Annotated in this window: 16 protein-coding genes and 1 pseudogene; 5 read left to right on the top strand and 12 right to left on the bottom strand. The window is 32.2% G+C overall.

What is annotated here, in order from left to right:
* Positions 1-16: 16 nt before the first annotated feature.
* Positions 17-898: an N-acetylneuraminate lyase gene (locus tag SSP_RS01830; protein ID WP_041784759.1), complete on the bottom strand. Its 882-nt coding sequence runs from the start codon at positions 896-898 to the stop codon at positions 17-19.
* Between the two features lie 260 nt (positions 899-1,158).
* On the opposite strand from SSP_RS01830, the gene SSP_RS01825 reads away from it, so the two are divergent.
* Positions 1,159-2,031, top strand: a complete 873-nt coding sequence (locus SSP_RS01825) for an ROK family protein (RefSeq protein WP_011302350.1) — start codon at positions 1,159-1,161, stop codon at positions 2,029-2,031.
* A gap of 84 nt (positions 2,032-2,115) precedes the next feature.
* Here the strand turns inward: SSP_RS01825 and SSP_RS01820 are convergent, their stop codons facing one another.
* Positions 2,116-2,913, bottom strand: coding sequence for a MurR/RpiR family transcriptional regulator (locus SSP_RS01820; protein WP_011302349.1), 798 nt, complete (start codon positions 2,911-2,913; stop codon positions 2,116-2,118).
* Positions 2,914-3,079: 166 nt separating this feature from the next.
* On the opposite strand from SSP_RS01820, the gene SSP_RS01815 reads away from it, so the two are divergent.
* Positions 3,080-3,748: an N-acetylmannosamine-6-phosphate 2-epimerase gene (locus SSP_RS01815; RefSeq protein WP_011302348.1), complete on the top strand. Its 669-nt coding sequence runs from the start codon at positions 3,080-3,082 to the stop codon at positions 3,746-3,748.
* A gap of 76 nt (positions 3,749-3,824) precedes the next feature.
* Here SSP_RS01815 and srtA read toward each other — a convergent pair whose 3' ends face one another.
* Entirely contained in the window at positions 3,825-4,424 is a 600-nt protein-coding gene (gene srtA, locus SSP_RS01810; protein WP_011302347.1) for a class A sortase SrtA, read from the bottom strand.
* Positions 4,425-4,646: 222 nt separating this feature from the next.
* Between srtA and SSP_RS01805 the strand changes: the two genes are divergently transcribed.
* Together SSP_RS01805 and SSP_RS01800 are read left to right on the top strand one after the other, a co-directional pair.
* Positions 4,647-5,138, top strand: a complete 492-nt coding sequence (locus SSP_RS01805; RefSeq protein ID WP_011302346.1) for a GNAT family N-acetyltransferase — start codon at positions 4,647-4,649, stop codon at positions 5,136-5,138.
* A gap of 100 nt (positions 5,139-5,238) precedes the next feature.
* Positions 5,239-6,393, top strand: a pseudogene (locus tag SSP_RS01800) (ArgE/DapE family deacylase).
* Between the two features lie 189 nt (positions 6,394-6,582).
* Here the strand turns inward: SSP_RS01800 and SSP_RS01795 are convergent.
* The 6 genes from SSP_RS01795 to SSP_RS01760 form a co-directional block, all read right to left on the bottom strand.
* On the bottom strand, positions 6,583-7,257 hold the full coding sequence (locus tag SSP_RS01795; protein WP_011302343.1) for a haloacid dehalogenase type II: 675 nt from the start codon (positions 7,255-7,257) through the stop codon (positions 6,583-6,585).
* 874 nt (positions 7,258-8,131) lie between these two features.
* Positions 8,132-9,202 carry an NAD(P)-dependent alcohol dehydrogenase gene (locus SSP_RS01785; protein WP_011302342.1) on the bottom strand — a complete coding sequence of 357 codons (1,071 nt, stop codon included), beginning with the start codon at positions 9,200-9,202 and terminating at the stop codon, positions 8,132-8,134.
* A gap of 18 nt (positions 9,203-9,220) precedes the next feature.
* Entirely contained in the window at positions 9,221-10,714 is a 1,494-nt protein-coding gene (xylB, locus tag SSP_RS01780) for a xylulokinase (protein ID WP_156676063.1), read from the bottom strand.
* Positions 10,715-10,721: 7 nt separating this feature from the next.
* On the bottom strand, positions 10,722-11,804 hold the full coding sequence (locus tag SSP_RS01775; RefSeq protein ID WP_011302340.1) for an MFS transporter: 1,083 nt from the start codon (positions 11,802-11,804) through the stop codon (positions 10,722-10,724).
* A complete protein-coding gene (locus SSP_RS13330; protein ID WP_011302339.1) occupies positions 11,759-12,013 on the bottom strand; it encodes a hypothetical protein in 255 nt (84 codons plus the stop codon). Before SSP_RS13330 ends, SSP_RS01775 begins: the two co-directional genes overlap by 46 nt.
* An 84-nt stretch (positions 12,014-12,097) precedes the next feature.
* Positions 12,098-13,114, bottom strand: a complete 1,017-nt coding sequence (locus SSP_RS01760) for a substrate-binding domain-containing protein (protein ID WP_011302338.1) — start codon at positions 13,112-13,114, stop codon at positions 12,098-12,100.
* A 337-nt stretch (positions 13,115-13,451) separates the two neighbouring features.
* On the opposite strand from SSP_RS01760, the gene SSP_RS01755 reads away from it, so the two are divergent.
* The gene (locus SSP_RS01755; RefSeq protein WP_011302337.1) at positions 13,452-15,524 is read left to right on the top strand and encodes a helix-turn-helix domain-containing protein; all 2,073 of its coding nucleotides are present in this window, start codon (positions 13,452-13,454) and stop codon (positions 15,522-15,524) included.
* A 122-nt stretch (positions 15,525-15,646) separates the two neighbouring features.
* Here the strand turns inward: SSP_RS01755 and SSP_RS01745 are convergent, their stop codons facing one another.
* From SSP_RS01745 to SSP_RS01735, 3 genes are read right to left on the bottom strand one after another with little or no spacing between them, the layout of a single operon-like run.
* On the bottom strand, positions 15,647-17,101 hold the full coding sequence (locus tag SSP_RS01745; protein ID WP_011302336.1) for an ABC transporter ATP-binding protein: 1,455 nt from the start codon (positions 17,099-17,101) through the stop codon (positions 15,647-15,649).
* Positions 17,102-17,110: 9 nt separating this feature from the next.
* Positions 17,111-17,830, bottom strand: coding sequence for an energy-coupling factor transporter transmembrane component T (locus SSP_RS01740; protein ID WP_011302335.1), 720 nt, complete (start codon positions 17,828-17,830; stop codon positions 17,111-17,113).
* 1 nt (position 17,831) lies between these two features.
* Positions 17,832-18,416, bottom strand: a complete 585-nt coding sequence (locus tag SSP_RS01735) for an MptD family putative ECF transporter S component (RefSeq protein WP_002482316.1) — start codon at positions 18,414-18,416, stop codon at positions 17,832-17,834.
* Positions 18,417-18,487: the final 71 nt, after the last annotated feature.

Raw genomic sequence — 18,487 nt, 5'->3', positions numbered from 1 at the left:
CCCCTTACGCGATGTCTTATAAATTATAGTCTTTAATCAGTTTGTCTAATTTACTTCTGTTTGCTTCGTTAAATGGTTTAAATGGACGTTTAGGTACGCTGCCGTCAATACCACGTGATGCTAAAATCTCTTTTAACGTAGAATAAATCCCCATAGATAATACATTTTCGATAATATTATTGGTTTCGTGTTGAATTTCATAAGCTTCCGCAATATTGCCATTTTGCGCTTTTTCAAATATTTGTCTTGCACGCACACCATTGACATTATAGGTTGAACCAATTGCACCATCTACGCCAGATACTGCTGCTTGAACTAACATTTCATCAAATCCTGATAAGATTAATTTATCTGGAAAAGCTTTACGAATTCTTTCTAATAAGAAGAAGTTTGGCGCTGTATACTTCACACCAATGATTTTTTCATGGTTGAAAAGTTCACCAAATTGTTCAATCGAAATATTTACACCCGTTAAATCTGGAATTGCATAAATAATTAAGTTATTTTGTGTAGCTTCAATAAGTTCAAAATAATAGTCTTTAATTTCTTCAAATGAAAATGGATAATAGAATGGTGTGACTGCAGATATCGCATCATACCCAAGTTCTGTAGCATACTTACCAAGTTCAATCGCTTCATTTAAGTCTAATGAGCCAACTTGCGCAATCATTTTCACATCGTCATTGACCGCTTCTTTTGCGACTTTGAAGACTTGTTTCTTTTGTTCTTTACTGAGCAAGAAATTCTCACCTGAACTACCATTTACATATAAGCCATCTAATTTTTCTGTCTCAATCGCATTTTTGGCAATTTGTGCTAACCCTTCTTCTTTCACTTGTCCATTTTCATCAAATGGTACTAATAATGCTGCATATAATCCTTTAAATTTATCTTCTATGAAATAAACCTCCGTTTGTTTTTATGAGTATTTTTCTGTTAAAAATCCTGTGTTTCTTTATCCAAGTTGAAAAATGTTTGTTTAATACTATTTACAGTTCAAATTGTAAACGCTACCATAAAGTGTATCAATAGTATTTTGAAAAAATTCATCATTTATACTAAAATTCAATGAAAATATTTTTCAAAGTTATTATAGCTACACTTTTAAATTTAAAAATGATACATATATATTTGAATACATTACAGGAGGCAATATAAATGACGGATTATAAAGTCGCAATTGATATCGGAGGCACTGATATCAAAGCTGCTGTTTTAGATAACGGCTTAAATTTTGTAGATTATCAAAAAATACCCACACCGAATAATATAAATGAATACATCGTTGACAAAGTTTATGACATTGTTAAACATTTTCAAATGACCTATAAACTTTCACCACTGCATGTAGGCATTTCCAGCGCTGGTGTAATAGATGAAACCAATGGTGTGATTGATTATACTGGCCCTACCATTCCGAATTTTAGAGGTACAAATTTCCCCAAACTGTTAGCATCACTCAATGCGGATGTCAAAATTTACAATGATGTTAATGCGGCTTTATTAGGAGAACTTTATTTTCATCAATATGATGTAGATAACATTTTTTGTCTTACTTTGGGAACTGGTATTGGTGGTGCTTTTTATAATCAAACGTTAGGTTTATACAATGGCACACGTCATCGTGCGAATGAGATTGGCTACCTATTATATCGCTCTGAAGATCAATTAACATTTGAACAACGCGCTTCTACAACAGCACTTAAATCTTTAATGAAATCCAAATCATTTCCTTATAGCGATGATGTGCCAATGCTATTTAAATTGGCGGATCAAGACAATGAACTCGCCTTAGATATTCTAAATGAATGGAGCTTTAATGTTGCAGAAGGCCTAGCACAAATACAAATCATATATGATCCTGGTTTAATTCTGATTGGTGGAGGGATTTCTGCTCAAGATCAAACTTTACTTAAATATATCGTTCCTAAAATTCAGAATTTCCTTCCACCTGAATATGGTCATGCCGAAATTAAAACGACACACACTAAGAATCATGCTTCACTATTTGGTGCAGTTTCACAATTTTAATAATTAAAAAAAACGCACTTTATCAAAACCAAATATGGTTTGATAAAGTGCGCTTTTAAGTAACAACATCCTACATATAAAATGCTATTCATTCAGCACAGTCTTTTTCGTATGTTGATAGACATTATGCATATAATCGTCATCTAACAGTAAATAACTTACAATATCTATTAAAAAAAGTGTCGCTATTTGTGTATTGATAAATCTTGAATCATTGATTCTTGATTGATCCGTAGTAATTAATACCAAGTCTGCACATTCCGTCAATGTACTACCTTCGTAATTTGTTATAGCAACCACATAGGCCCCACGCGCGTGTGCCACTTCAGCTGCTGCAATTAACTCAGCAGTTTCCCCACTATTTGAAATGGCAAGAAATGTATCAGAAGTTGTTAATAATGATCCAAATATTTTCATTTGATGCGCATCTGTCGATACACTACCTTTTAATCCCATGCGCATCATTCTGTAATAAAACTCTGTCGCAGATAAACCAGAACTACCTAAACCCGCATAAATAATTTGTCTACTTCTCATGATTTGATTTACAAAACTTTGAATTTTTTCATCAGATATAAATTCACCAGTTTGTTGGATAATATCTTGATGATATTTATGAATACGCTGAATCAACGGACTATTTTCTATCACTTTATCCGTCATTTCTTGCTGTAAATTAAATTTTAAATCTTGGAAATTATCATAGTCTAATTTATTACTAAAGCGCGTAATCGTTGCTGGCGATGTTCCAATCGCATGCGCCAATGAATTGATTGTTGAAAATGAATCATCAAAATGATTACTTTGAATATATTCAACAATTTGTTTGTCTGTTTTTGTAAATAAATGATGATAGCGTTGAATGCGATTCTCAAATTTCATATAATCCCCTGCTTCCAAATTTTGATTTCATTATATTATAAATGAAAATGTTTTTCATAACAACGAAATGCATTGATTAATATTTTCTTAGTGTTATATTGAAAATACAAATCTAATACAATATAAATATTCAATTAAATCTACTAAAGTTATGGAGAGTGCAATTATGTTACCACAGGGATTAATCGTATCGTGCCAAGCATTACCAGATGAACCATTACATTCATCTTTTATTATGTCTAAAATGGCCTTAGCAGCATATGAAGGTGGCGCCGTTGGTATCAGAGCGAATTCTAAAGCAGACATTATTGAAATCAAAAAAGAAGTCGACTTACCAGTAATTGGAATAGTAAAACGTGATTATGCGCATTCTGACGTTTTCATCACGGCTACAAGTAAAGAGATCGATGAATTAATTGAAAGTAACTGCGAAGTCATCGCATTAGATGCAACCAAACAAACTCGTCCTAAAGAATCATTATCAGAGCTTGTATCCTATATAAGAAATAAAGCACCAAACGTTGAAATTATGGCGGATATTTCTACACTTGAAGAAGCTAAAAATGCAGATGAACTTGGTTTCGACTATGTCGGCACTACGTTACGTGGGTATACGTCATATACAAAAGGTCATATTTTATATGAAAACAACTATCAGTTTTTAAAAGATGTCTTGGCTCATGTAAATGCTAAAGTCATTGCTGAGGGTAATGTAATTACACCTGAAATGTTTAAAGATGTAACAGATTTAGGTGTTCATTGTACTGTTGTAGGTGGCGCGATAACAAGACCGAAAGAAATCACAAAACGTTTTATCAATGCTTTTGATAAATAATACAATAAAAAAAACCTTATCTTAAGAATGATCTGTATCGTGTCATCATTTCTATGATAAGGTCTTTTATTTAAACTTATACCGCTTCAGCTATAAATATTTTACGATCTTCCCAAGTATTTGTTTGTTCATTATAGTTGTCACAAGTAATTAACGTTAATTGTTTTTTACTAGACTTGTGTTCATCTAAAACTTGCACATCTTCAGGTTTGACATCAAATATTTTTGTGATTTTATAGACATTGTTCTTATTGCCTACTTTAAAGCGCACTTCACTGCCTTTTTTCGCTTCTTTTAAATTAGAAAATTGATAATCAGACGATCCGATATTAGTATGACCAGCAATGGCAATATTCTGATCATCTAGCGACTCATCCGCTTCTGCAAAGCTAACACCTCTATCTAACAGCTCAGGCGTTGCCGGTCCTGGATAAACAGGCGTCTTTATTTCTGCATCTGGGACTGTTAAGTATCCCACCATTTCAGATTTATCTTTTGGAATTTCCTGTTTGTTTTCTTTTTTATTTGCAGCATCTTTATCATACGTTTCTATTTTTTCTTCGCTTTCTTTTTCATGTAAATACTGGTCAATATGCGGTTTAGCGAATAAATAAATCGCTGCTAATATGAATAGCACACCAATTAAGGTAATGAGTCGATTCCCCCATTTTTTCATACACGTGTAACTCCTTTTCCAAATCATCTTTTCTTCAAATATTATAAATAAGTATAGCACAACTTATAATGTATGATGTACCTTAATCTAACTATACCAAAAGAAGTATAATGCTACTAAATGTTAACTTTTATAACATACATTTGCTAAATTTTGCACTGAGGTATTTAATGATTTTATTATTTAATTTGAAACATAGTAAAAACAAAGGATGGTCATATAATGATAAGACATGCTACTAAAAGTGATTTGCCAAATATTTTAGATATATATAATGATGCAATTTTAAATACAACTGCAGTATACTCGTATAAGCCACAGACCTTAGCATCACGTGAAATTTGGTTTGAAAATAAATCTCAAAATAATGAACCTATTTTTGTTTTCGAAGAACAAGGTGAAGCTGTTGCATTTGCTACTTATGGGTCTTTCCGTGATTGGCCTGCATACCAATACTCAATTGAACATTCTATATACGTAAATGAACATCATAGAGGTAAAGGCATCGCTTCACAACTACTCAAACAACTTATAAATCATGCTCAGGTTGAAGGTTATAAGACACTCGTTGCAGGTATTGATGCTACAAACGACAATAGTATTTATTTGCATAAAAAATTCGATTTCCAACACTCAGGTACGATACAAAATGTTGGTTATAAGTTCGATAAATGGTTAGATCTTGCATTTTATCAACTTGACTTAAGCAAATAAAACACGTCATTACGACATCAACTCACTTCTCCTATGCGTTTTAAAAATGCATGTTAGTGGTATATAGTACTGTATATATATCAATTGAAAGAGTGTTTACATGTCAGTATTATCTAATGAAGAACGCGTGAAAATATTATCAGACATCATTGAAATTCAATCCGTAAATGAAAAAGAGTTAGATGTTGCACATTATTTACAAAAACTATTTAAATAATATGATATTAATTCCGAAATATTAGAAGATGAATCTTCACGTGCAAACTTGGTGGCTGAAATTGGAAGTGGCAAACCTGTGGTTGGAGTTTCAGGACATATGGATGTCGTTACAACAGGTGATACAGAGCAATGGAACTATGATCCATTTAAATTAACAGAAGATGATCAGGGTAGATTACACGGCCATGGTTCTGCTGATATGAAATCAGGGTTGGCAGCACTCGCTATTAGTTTAATAGAAATTAAAAAAGCAGGTACATTAAATCAAGGTACCATTCGCTTTATGGCAACTGCTGGTGAAGAAGTAACGAGTAATGGAGCTGCTTTATTGCATGAAAAAGGTTATATGGATGACGTTGAAGCATTATTAATTGCTGAGCCTTCACAAGATGGTATTGTTTATACTCACAAAGGTACGATGGATATCCAAGTGATTTCAAAAGGTAAATCCGCACATAGTTCAATGCCAGAACTTGGATTTAATGCTATTAATCCACTCGTTGATTTTATTCACTATTTAAATGTTGAATATAATAAAGTAGATGTTCGTAGTAAACTTTTAGGTACACCTACAATGAATTCAACGATTATCAATGGTGGCGATCAAGTGAATTCCATTCCTGAATACGCAGAATCATTATTTAATATGCGTACCATTCCTGCATATGATAATAAAAAATTCGAAAGCTTATTCAACAGTATAAAAGAAAAAGAAGATAACGCCGATATTACTGTTAATCCTTATGTTAATCGTGATCCAGTATATACGACTGGTGACAATGAATTCTTAAAATTAGCAAAATCTTTAGGCGATGAATATTTCAACAGAGATTTAGATGTTACGTCTTCTACAGCAACTACTGATGCGTCTTATTTAATGAAAGATAAAGGTGAAGATTTCTCATTTGTTATGTATGGTCCAGGTGAAACAGGACAAGCGCATCAAGTTGACGAATATGTATATAAAGATACGTACTTAACATTCATTGATCTTTACACACAAATGCTTCCACAATATTTGAATGACTTTAAATAATCTAATATATTGTTTTTAATACAAGATGTACTAAAAGAGCTTGGGACACAAATAAGTGGCTCAAGCTCTTTTTCTATTTGGCAATGGGTATAGAGTTTATTTCTTCTTCAGTCAATATTAAATTCACTTATAACAACTATCAACATAAAGTAATCCAAAATTTTCACTAAACTTCACAATGTTATTTTATTATTTATTCATTTCTAACCATTTAACTAACTCATTAAGATTGCTCACAGTCATCGTAGGAGATTGGCCATTATAATCGAATTGTACTTTGTCACGATTTATCCAAACGGTATCAAAACCAAAGTTTGCAGCACCTGTAATATCCCATGAATTTGAGGAAACAAATAAAATCTCTTCTCTAGTCAAATGATAATAATTTAATATTAAAGCATAGCTCGCAGGACTTGGTTTATACTGTTTAATTTCGTCCACACTCATGACAGTGTCAATATATTCACTGATTTTCGAATTATCAACTAAAGGCATTAACATGCTATCATTACCATTCGATAGCACACCTATATCTATATTTTTAGCTTTTAAATCCGAAAATACTCTTGGTATTTCTTTAAAATAGTCTAGATCTAAAAAAGCATCAAACAATTGATTAATATCTTCTCTATTATATTGTACTTTGTGTTCATCTAACGTATATCGCAAAGCATCTTTAGTTAAATCATCAAAAGTGATATAACGTTGCATAATTTGTTTTAAAAACATATGTTGTAATTGTGTTTTTCTCCATAATTGTGAGATAGAAGATGCTTGCGCTTCATCAAATTGGTCCATATGCTTTTCAAGTGAAGATATATCAAAAATAGTGCCATACACATCAAAAATAATCGCTTTATACATCATTAACCTCCCCTTCATCCAAAAATCAACCTTACTTACTATTTATCACCAATTTAATCAATCAAAACCGTTTTTACTCAAATTCTATATATAGCTTACTAAACCTAATTAATTAAATTTTTTAATGTCTTCAATCATTCGATTCATATAAACACTTTAATTATAGTTAACATGCTAAATATTAAGAATTTTTAAAATTGCACCTATGCAGATTATATAATCTTAAAACGGTTATAGCATAGTAAAAAGGAGGCTGGTTGATATGAAAAAACTTTTTCTGGTAGATTTATTAAACTTGTTCTTCATAGCACTGGGTTATTTAATAATCATTGCAATCCTACTATTTTCATTCGACTTACTTGAAATTTAAACAACCGGTTCTGTTTTTCTAATGGCCCTGAGTCAGATTACTTTTGTTAATATTTTTAGTAATTCAGTATTCAATGGATTATTCACTTTATTTTTAATCATTTCTTCTCTAATCTTCATATATAAATCAATCGCTTTATATATATAAAGCAAATAAACGTGCACTTAATGATAATGCGACGTCATCATGAATACTTTATAGCAGTAATTAGTATTTATCGCAATTAAAATCGTTTTATCTTTAAAATGTTTTTGATTTAATATTGTAAAGATACATTATAAGTTATATAATATTCATATAGAATGTGTGTGTTTATATCGAGGCTTGTGATGTGCCGTTAATTATCATAGTTATATTCCATTCCCAGAATTAAACTTTATGCACCCATTTTAATCTATGATATAAAACTACATTCTTAAAATGTGCGCTTAATTGTGTGTGCATTAAAAAGAGAACTAAAGTCACATTCAGGCTGTGACTTTAGTTCTTCTATTTATAATCAATTTATTCAGGTTTACCATTAGGATAAACCATTACTTTTAATGATCCACTCTTATTCGTTCTCGCCTGTTCCATCGCTTCTTTTGCCTCATTTAAATCATAAGCATCCGTGAACATCGTGTTTAAATCTGCTGATGTGGACGCCAACATTTCTAGACCCATATCATACGTATTTGCGTATCTAAAAATACCTACAATATTGATTTCATGATTTGCTATAAAAGGAATGTTTAACTCAATATTTTCTTGTTGAGGTAAACCAACAATAGCTAATGTACCACCATTGTTTAAAGCAGCTAAAGCATTTTGTAGAGCAATTGGGTTACCCGCTGTCTCAAATGCATAATTAACACCTTTACCTTTTGTAATTTCATTAATTCGTGTAGCCACACCTTCTTCTTTAATATTAATTGCATGTGTTGCACCTAATTTTAATGCTTCGTCTAGACGTATTTTTTCAAGATCAGATACAATAATTTTTGTAGCACCAAATGCCTTGGCTGCCACAACTGCCATGAGCCCTACTGGTCCCATTCCCATAATAACCACTGTTGAGCCTGGTTGAACATTGGCTCTTTTACAAGCTTGCACACCTACAGAAAATGGTTCATTAAGGGTTGCCTCTTCGTATGATAATGCTTCTGGTATATGGAATAAAAAGCCCTCAGGATGGCTGATATATTGACTAAATGCACCGTCAACTGGCGGTGTTGCAAGAAATTCTACATCCGGACATAGATTGTATTTTCCTGATTTACAATACTCGCATTCACCACAAGGCACACCAGGTTCAATCGCTACTCTATCCCCGACTTTAAATCTTGTTACATTACTACCTACATCGGTCACTACACCTGAACACTCATGTCCTAGAATGAGAGGTTTTTCAACTACAAATTCACCTACACGTCCGTGCTCATAATAATGTACGTCTGAGCCACATACCCCTACAGCCATCACTTTTACCAAGACATCTGTTGCGCCTATCTTCGGCACTTTAACTTCTTTCATTTCCATATCAAATGGCTTATTTAATAATGAGATATTCATTGTTTCTGGTATATTTTTTTCCATAATTGTACTCCTCCTATATTATTTAATAGTTAATAATTGTTGCGTTAATGTCTGTGTTTGTTCATAAATTTGTCTATAAACGTTATAATACTGTTCATATTTTTTATGGTTTTCCAGGTTTGGATAATACGTTTTATCATATTCAATAAAAGCATCTACACAGTCTTCCATAGATTTAAACCAACCCAATCCATAAGCTGCCAGCATTGCTGCACCCATACCTGGTCCCTCTTCATATTTCAAAGGTGTGACCTCTGCGTTAAAGACGTCAGCTTGAAGCTGTAACCAAAAATTACTTTTAGATCCTCCACCAATCGAAATAACACGATTACTGTTACTGTTCGCTTGCATCATGTATCGATACGATTCATAAAGCGAGTATGTGATCCCTTCAATTGTTGCTCGTGCAAAATCAGCCTTAACTGTATTACTACTTAAACCAATAAAGCTGCCTCTTATATATGCATCACCATGAGGTGTACGTTCACCTTGTAAATATGGGGCAAATAGTAAACCATTGGCACCAATTTGAGATTCGGCAGCCTGTTGCACAATATCATCAAAGGATTCATCATCAAACATTGTACGTTTTAACCAATTCAAGCTATCTCCTGCACTCAAAGTCACCCCCATTGTATATGTCATTTGAGGCAATGCATGATTAAAATAATGTATATTGTTTCCTAATGATTTTTCATTTTCTTGTGAGCAAGTTAATACAACACCAGACGTTCCTATACTGCATAAAGCCTGTGCTTCATTTATAACCCCTGCTCCTAAGGCGCCACAAGCGTTATCAGCTCCGCCAGCAAATACAGCGACATCATTATCAAGCCCTAATGCTGCTTTTACATCTTCTGTTAAATTACCAACAAAATCATGCGAATTAATTAACTTAGGATATATATCACCTATTGCTAATTGTTCACCTACTCGTGTATCCCATTGCTTTGTATCTGTATTCAATAATAACGTACCTGCAGCATCACTATATTCCATTGAAATATCACCAGTCATTTTGTATCTAACATAATCTTTAGGTAGTAAAAACACATCTAATGCTTGCCAATGTGTTGGTTCATTCTCTTGTAGCCACAATAATTTAGGTAAAGTAAATCCTTCTAGTATTGGATTTTTCAGCAATGTTTCTCCAAACTGATTTTTGATTGATTGGCATTGTTGTGTCGTTCTTGTGTCATTCCATAAGATTGCATTTCTAATTGGTTCGCCTTGGTGATTCAGTGCTACTAATCCATGCATCTGTCCGGAGAACGATGCGCCAGATATTTTTTTATTTTTCAACTCATCTAACTTAAGCAGTTCTTTAATGCTTTTCATAACCGCTTCAACCCACGAATCTGGATCTTGTTCATTATAACCAGGTTCAGTTTGAATTAATGTCAATGGTTCACTCATTTGACCAACTACTTGCCCATCTCTATTAACTGCGATTGTTTTAACTGCACTTGTACCTAAATCGATACCTAGAACGACCTCTTCCACTAAAATCATTCCTTTACTAATTAGTTTGTGTTTGTTTATTCATTTCAGTTACTTTACGATCATCTATACCCGGTTGATGTACTTTTATAAAGTAAGTAATCACTGCACCCACGAAATAACAAATTGCAAATGCCCATACGACACCAACTTCATTAAATATTGGTAAGAACAGTGTTGCAATGGCTGGTGCAGCAAAATTACTCAAACCTGCAGCTAAATTATGTGATGATAACGTTGCACCAATATGTTCAGGTTCTAATGCAGTAAAAATTGCAAAAATTGGAACAAATGCTGACTGCGTAATACCAAATAACACTGCACATAAAATAGCAATAGCAAATATATCTCCACTCAATATTGGTAAATAATAGAAAAGTAACGTTGTAATGCCACATCCTATACAACCAAATAACATGACTTGGCGTTTCCATCCAATCTTATCCGCTACAATACCCCATACGACATCTCCTACAATACAAGTAATATGCATCGTTCCCCATGTCCATAGCCATTGTTGCATTGTAAAACCAATCGTATCTGTAAATAAAACAGGGGAAATAACGACTAATCCAAATAGAGAAAGCTGATTAATAATCCTAACTACAAACACTTTAATAATATCTGGATTTTTATAGACAATCCCCACTTCTTTAAGTACTTTTACATATCTTTCTTTAATAGGCTTATCCACATTAGGTTTAATATTTCTCTTGCCAACGACATAGAATGCAATTAATCCACCTACCCCGATCCAGATGACAGACATCCAAAGTGTGCCCATAAATCCTATATGAGGGATAGTAAAGCTTGGTAAATATGTACCAATCACACCCATACCTACTGAGAACATTGCCCAGAACCAACCTATAGCAGTTGCCAACCGCGCTTTATTCGTAATATATGTTACCCACACTAAAAATCCATATAAAAATAAAGGATAACCTAATCCTCTAATACCGTACATGAGCAACATCATACTGTAATTTTCTAAACCAAGCCCAAAAACTAAAAATAATATGTGAAATACTAACCAAATAACTGTTCCTAGAACCATCACTTTTCTCGGACCATAGACATCTGATAAAACTGCGCTAACCATGAACCGACGACTACCATGACACCATATACTGTGAATACAAGTGATGCTTGTCCGCTTGAAAAACCTAAATCAACAATGTTTTTTGATAAAAATGCTTGTTCGATGCCATCACCTGTCATGAAAATGAATATTGCAATGAGCGCTGCAAATATGATTCTCGGTACTCCCATCCAAGTCTTTTCTCTCACGCTATTACTTGAAGTATCCAAATTAATTTCCCCCTTTATGATTAACCATCTTTTACTTAAACGTTTAAGTTAAATTCAATAAAAACCCATATAGTCATGGATTTTTTAAGTTTTATTAAATGAACACGATTCACGGATAATCAATTTTGTCGATAGTTTGATTGACGTTACATCCTTACCTTTAATCAATTTATAAATCATTTTTGCTGCAACCTGACCCATTTCTTTAACTGGTTGAGATATTACTGTAAGTTTAGGTGTATAAATTTCATTCCAATAACTATCATCAAAACCCACGATAATAACATCTTTTTTAATTTCTTTTTCACTTTCTTTTATGGCTTGTAACGCGCCTAACAGTAATAAATGATTCGTAGCAACAATTCCTTTAATCCCTTTACTTAGCAAAGTCTTCGTAGCTTCGTAACCACTATAGATTTGAGCATTTGTCCCTAATTGTTGATCACTATAATGAATTAATGACGGATTAACATTTAAATCAAACTCGGAAATAGCCTTATTATAGCCATTTTTCCTGCCGATTGTAGTGCTAATATTAGGATTCGCAAGTAGTAAGCCCACTTCTTTACATGTACTTTCTAAAACACGTTTTGTTGCAATATAAGCCGCTTCTTCATTATCAACGGTTATAGACGGTAGGCTTGTAGATTCAAGCTCTCTGTCCAACGTCATTATCGGTATTTTCAACCACTCACGCTTCATTTGAAATTTTGATTTCACTGGCACAAGTATAATAGCGCTTACATTTTGTGATACAAATGTTTCTATTAAATCTTGTTGTTTGTCTTCATTTTCTTCTGAAGATGCAACGGCAACATGTAGATGATGTTTTTGACACTCGTGGCTTATCTCAGTTAACACTTCTGTAAAAAAAGGATTTTGGTCTGGGACAATAAATGCAATAATATTGGAACGTCCTGTCTTTAATCCCCTAGCAAATTGATTAGGTTCATAGTTCAATGTTTCTATGGCATTTAGCACCTTATCTTTGGTTTTATCACTTAATTCAGAACTTTTATTGTTCAACACGTTTGATACTGTGGCAATGGATACACCGGCCACACGAGCTACGTCATGCAAAGTAGGTTTATTATTTTTCATCTCTCTCACCTTAAACGTTTAAGTTATACTGTAGACTTTTACAAGTCAATATATACATTATAAGAACTAATCTTTGTTTTTGCAAGCGCTACCAAACAAATTTTGAATTTCCTCGCTTCAAGTTTTCTTAGACATCTTTTTATTAATCCAACACCCCAACTTTTTAATACCATCTGTACAAAATCTAAAATATAAATAAATTCACCCCTCATTAATTATTTCAAATAGTCTTTATATTAATAAATTTAGATATTCAACATTTTCAAACAATGAAGTTGTACAATAATAATATTATTATCTAAATCAATCGTTATTTATCTAGGCAAAGGTGATATTTGTGATTAGTTCCTTATCAATTAGAAATCATTACACAACTGAATTAAAAAGATGTATAAACAAAGTTATTATACTACTCCCCTTAAATAAACCTTGTAAAATCAATTTAAATGGATCAACGATTACCATTGAAGACGGGATCATCATTAACAACGCTGATCTATTTCAAATGTTCGATGTACAAGATTTAGTAGAACTAAGTTTGCCTTTACAATTATTTTTTGAAAAAGATACCTGTCTTTCAACCTCTTACTTTGATTTCAATCACATCAAACTTGTAGAACAGTTTAGAAATTTAATACTAGAGAATTTGCACTTACCCTTACAAGATGAAAACACTGCAAGTCTTTATATTTCAAATATCATTGACTTTTTAATTAAAGAAGCTAAAGTAACCTTAAATACAGTTTATATTCCACCACTTAATACCAAACATCCGCTATTGCAGCAAATAACTGAATATATACATAACAATATCTATCATAAAATAAGTACGAAGAATGTATCTAAAGCATTTTATATTTCACAATCATATATCTCAATATTATTTTCCAGTATTCTAAATATGAACTTTAAGCATTACACTACTTCATTAAGAATTGCTTTATCATTATTTGATTTAATACAAAATGATCAAAGTATTTATGATGTGGCTATCAAATATCAATTTACAAATGTAAGTACGTATTCAAAACATTTCAAACATTACATTCAGATGCCACCCAAAAAATATATTTATAATTTTAGGCAAGAATACTATAACGAGCCTAAACAAATTGATATAGATCAAGCTAAAACGATTCACTATTTTGCACAAATCCAAAAGTCAGCTAAACGTGTAGACCACATTGCAAAGACACTCAACTTATCAACATTATCTTTTAGCGATACTTTTAATGAACCTCATACATTCATACAATTAGAAAGACTTGATGACTTAGTACACTTTGATGCTATGATTTCAGAACAAAATGATATCCTTGTATTTCCAAAAGTAAATATATCTATATTAGATACGCAAATCATTCATTTAAATGCCTTTAAATTACAACAAGTATTAACATCTATACACCAACTCATTGATAGAAATTATCACATTACGCTTAAAATTACGTCTAAATTTTTAACAAATCAATCTAGTACTTTTTTGCGTAAATTATTGCTTGAATTAAAAAATAACTTAAATCATATTACATTACAGTTAGATTTAACTTTTAATGAAGCTAAGTCGATGACTGAATCGATTAACAATATCAAACAGTCTTACCCACAAATAAAAATTGGTGTGATAATTGATAAGATTATTGAAAACAGTGCTAATATACTACAAATTCGTCGCTTTATGTCATTGTTAGAAACTGATTTATATTTTATTAACTTAGATTTAATATCTTTAGCAGAGTTAATCACACAAAAAATTTCACCTATACAACAGGACCTTGATTTAAAAGCACGTATCGTATTGTTTATTCACAGTTTAGGTTCTAAGCATGCTAAAAAATTGATATTCAATCACCTTACCCATAGTGCAATAAAAAGTTGCTATCACTACTCTAAACAAGAAACACATGTCGCAATAACTCAATTTCTTATTGAATTTAATCAACTTATTGGAGGATTTGGCTATCCTTACTATTCTGATGATTATGATCGCATCATGTTGTTCAATCAATATCAAAGTGCTATGCCAGTGGTTCATATTTACGGTTTGTTATCACCTTATTATAAGCAACCAATTACAACACTGCCTTATGCTATCGTCACAAAAACCAAAACACACTATCATATATTACTTTTTAATAATCTTAGCGAATCAACGATTTCAGTTAATATCAATCATCATTTCATTAAGTCATTTCCAATATTTTCTAGTTTAATCAATAGTGAATATGGTCTGATTAACAATTTAATACCTCAAAATATAAACCAAACCTATATAGATAAATCACTATTAAAACAAATAAACAGAACGAATTATCCACGTTTAAAATTAACAATGCATTATTTTAAAGATCCTTTGATTTTCAAGCTAACAAAATCTGCTTTACTTAACATTATGATTTCTATCAATTAAATCAAAAAAGAACCTGAGACATCCATTTATGCCTCAGGTTCTTTTGCATGCGCGCTAGCCCTAATATTCTCTTTATATCCTAGTCGTTCATATGCGCTACTTTATCCATGCACTCAATAACTTTATATTTCAAAAAATGATTGTAATTTCCCTAAAATTGCATCATTCATTGTATATTGATCTTTAACGTGCCCATTTTCTAAATGTAAGATTTCATCGGCACACGATAGTAATAGTTCATAGTCATGAGTGATCACTATAATGGTATGCCCATTAGTTGCTAAATCGTCGATGATTCCACTAATTTCTCGCATACGCTGACCATCTAAACCACTTGATGGTTCATCAAAAATAAGTATATCACGGCTTGTTTCTACTGCACTTGCAATAGCCAAACGTTGTTTCTCTCCTCCTGATAATGATAAAGGATGCCGTTCAATGTGCTGAGAAATACCATAATATTGTAACTGTTTTTGAATTGTTTCGTCATCTAAATCAGCATGACTTAAACGTAATTCTTCACCAACACTTTCTGCAAAAAGTTGATTATTTACATCTTGAAACACCAAATAGACATTGTTTAATCTATGTCCCCGCTTCAAAGTAACTTCATCATTATCAACTTTCCCTTTGAATTTACGTTCCACACCTGTTAAGCATCGTGCAAATGTAGATTTTCCCGAACCGTTATGCCCTATAACTGCTGTCACTTTACCTTTATTTAGTTCAATTTTAGGTATATTAATTGATAAAGGTAATCTAGGTTTATATTTAAAATTAAAATCTTTCAACGTTAACGTACCACATGCGACATTGTGATGAACTTTAGGTTTCATTTTATCTAAATGTGTTGTTCTCAATCCTAACTCTGCCAATGTTTCATGACTCAGTTTATTAAATGTATCCTTGTCATATTGTTTACGCATTGTACCTTGTGCCAATATGATAAAGCGATCAACAACATCCATTAAATAATGCAAACGGTGTTCAGCTATAATAATGGTTTTACCTTCTTGCTTCCATATATTTAACATTTTTCGCAGTTTGCTGATTGTTTTGAAATCTAAATTTGATGAAGGTTCATCTAAAATAATGATATCGTGACCACTCACTTGAATCGTCGTACATGCTATTAACTGTTTTTCTCCACCAGAAAGATTAAATATACCTCTATCCAATAAATGTTCAATATTAAATTCATAGGCGCTGTTAGCAATTTGTGTATTAATTTCGTTTGGCTCCACACCAAAATTCTCAGGCTCAAAAGCAAGTTCACTTGTTGTATTTAAGCAGAAAAATTGTGAGCGTGGATTTTGAAAGACTGAGCCACTTACTTGTGAAACCTCATAAATAGATTGTTTAGTAATGTCTTTACCATTCACAATGATACGACCATCTATCTCTCCATGAAAGAAGTGTGGTATCGTCCCGTTCAATAATCGTGTTATGGTGGTTTTACCGCAACCTGATGCACCAGTTAAACAAATAACCTCACTATCATTAATAGTAAGGTTTATATCGTTTAAGATTTTTTCGCTATTGTCATAATTAAATGATACATTTTCAAATTGAATCATATTTTAACCTCACACTATATAGTAAGTTATACATAAAAGCAGTGTGCCAACTATGAATAACCAATCAAGCCAACGTATTTTCAACGTCACAATAGAACTTCTTTTATGTGTCAAATTCAATCCACGAGTAATGGATGCGATAGTCAATTCATTCCCTATTTTAATCACACTATTTAATAAAGGTACAATACGATACTCGATATATTGCATTGGTTTTTTAAACGCAAACCGTAAAGAAATCCCTCTTATTTTCATTGCATCCTTAATGGATGCTGATTCCATTCTTATTGTGGGTATAAATCTAAACATAACAGCAATTGGGATAGTTATTTTTCTAGATAACTTCATGCGTTCTAAACCTAAAATAAGCACTTCTACTTGTGTTGTCTTAAATATATAGTAACCCATGGCTAAAGAAGGCAAAAATCTTGTAATAATTCCAGAAGGTACAAACACGAGTAATGTTGCAACTTGGCTTTGTTCAATAGACACAAATGCTTCACCATACCAAGCAGCTACGGTTAGCACAATACAGGCAATGCCAATCTTATATTTCCCTATCACAATCAATAATAAGACGGGAATCACCATTATAATCAATCTGATAAATATGCCCTGACCCGTTACGCCACCTGTTAGTGAAATGAGTGAAATAATTAGCATGAGTCCAATTTTTATCCTTGGATCAAAGTTAAATATATGATTTTGACTTAATACTTGATTATACATTTTATATAATACCTGCCCGCTTAAAATGCTTTTTCAAAATGCCTTTAGCAATGTATGCACCTATCCAAGCACCAATAATTGTAGTGATAAGAATAATGGGAATCATACCAATAGAAAACAATCCTTCTACTGTCGCTTCATAATCTGTACCATATTTGTCTTGAATAAAAGCTAAATATGAATTTCTCATAAAATAAAACGGTAGTAAATTACCTATTGGCCAAAATGAAAAAATAATATAACCTATACTATTTAATTTCCAACTTTTATATTGGCCCATCGCCATAACCATATCTGCAATCACAATCACTGGCACGCTTAAAATCAAAGCCATCCAAGGATGCCCCATGATTGCTAATAATAAACTTACGACAACACCACAAATCGTTAATGCACCAAATTTCTGCGTTTTGGTAATAAGTAACATCACAGGTATGCCACCTACTAGCCCTATCATTGCAGGAAGTAACAACATAAAGATAGGTATAATACCTAAAATACCCGGTGGTGCTATAAAAATGAAGTATACTGCCGTAAAGAGTCCTATATTAATTAAATCTTTAACATCTATTTTACTTTTTGTCATCGGTAACTCCCTCTTCACATGAATCTAAAAGACAATCTATATATAAATTAATTATTATTAAATTAAGATAT

Origin of the sequence: Staphylococcus saprophyticus subsp. saprophyticus ATCC 15305 = NCTC 7292 (genome assembly GCF_000010125.1) — a bacterium.
Taxonomy (GTDB): domain Bacteria; phylum Bacillota; class Bacilli; order Staphylococcales; family Staphylococcaceae; genus Staphylococcus; species Staphylococcus saprophyticus.
The sequence above is the reverse complement of the archived record's forward strand: the minus strand, read 5'-3'. Positions and strand labels throughout refer to the sequence as shown.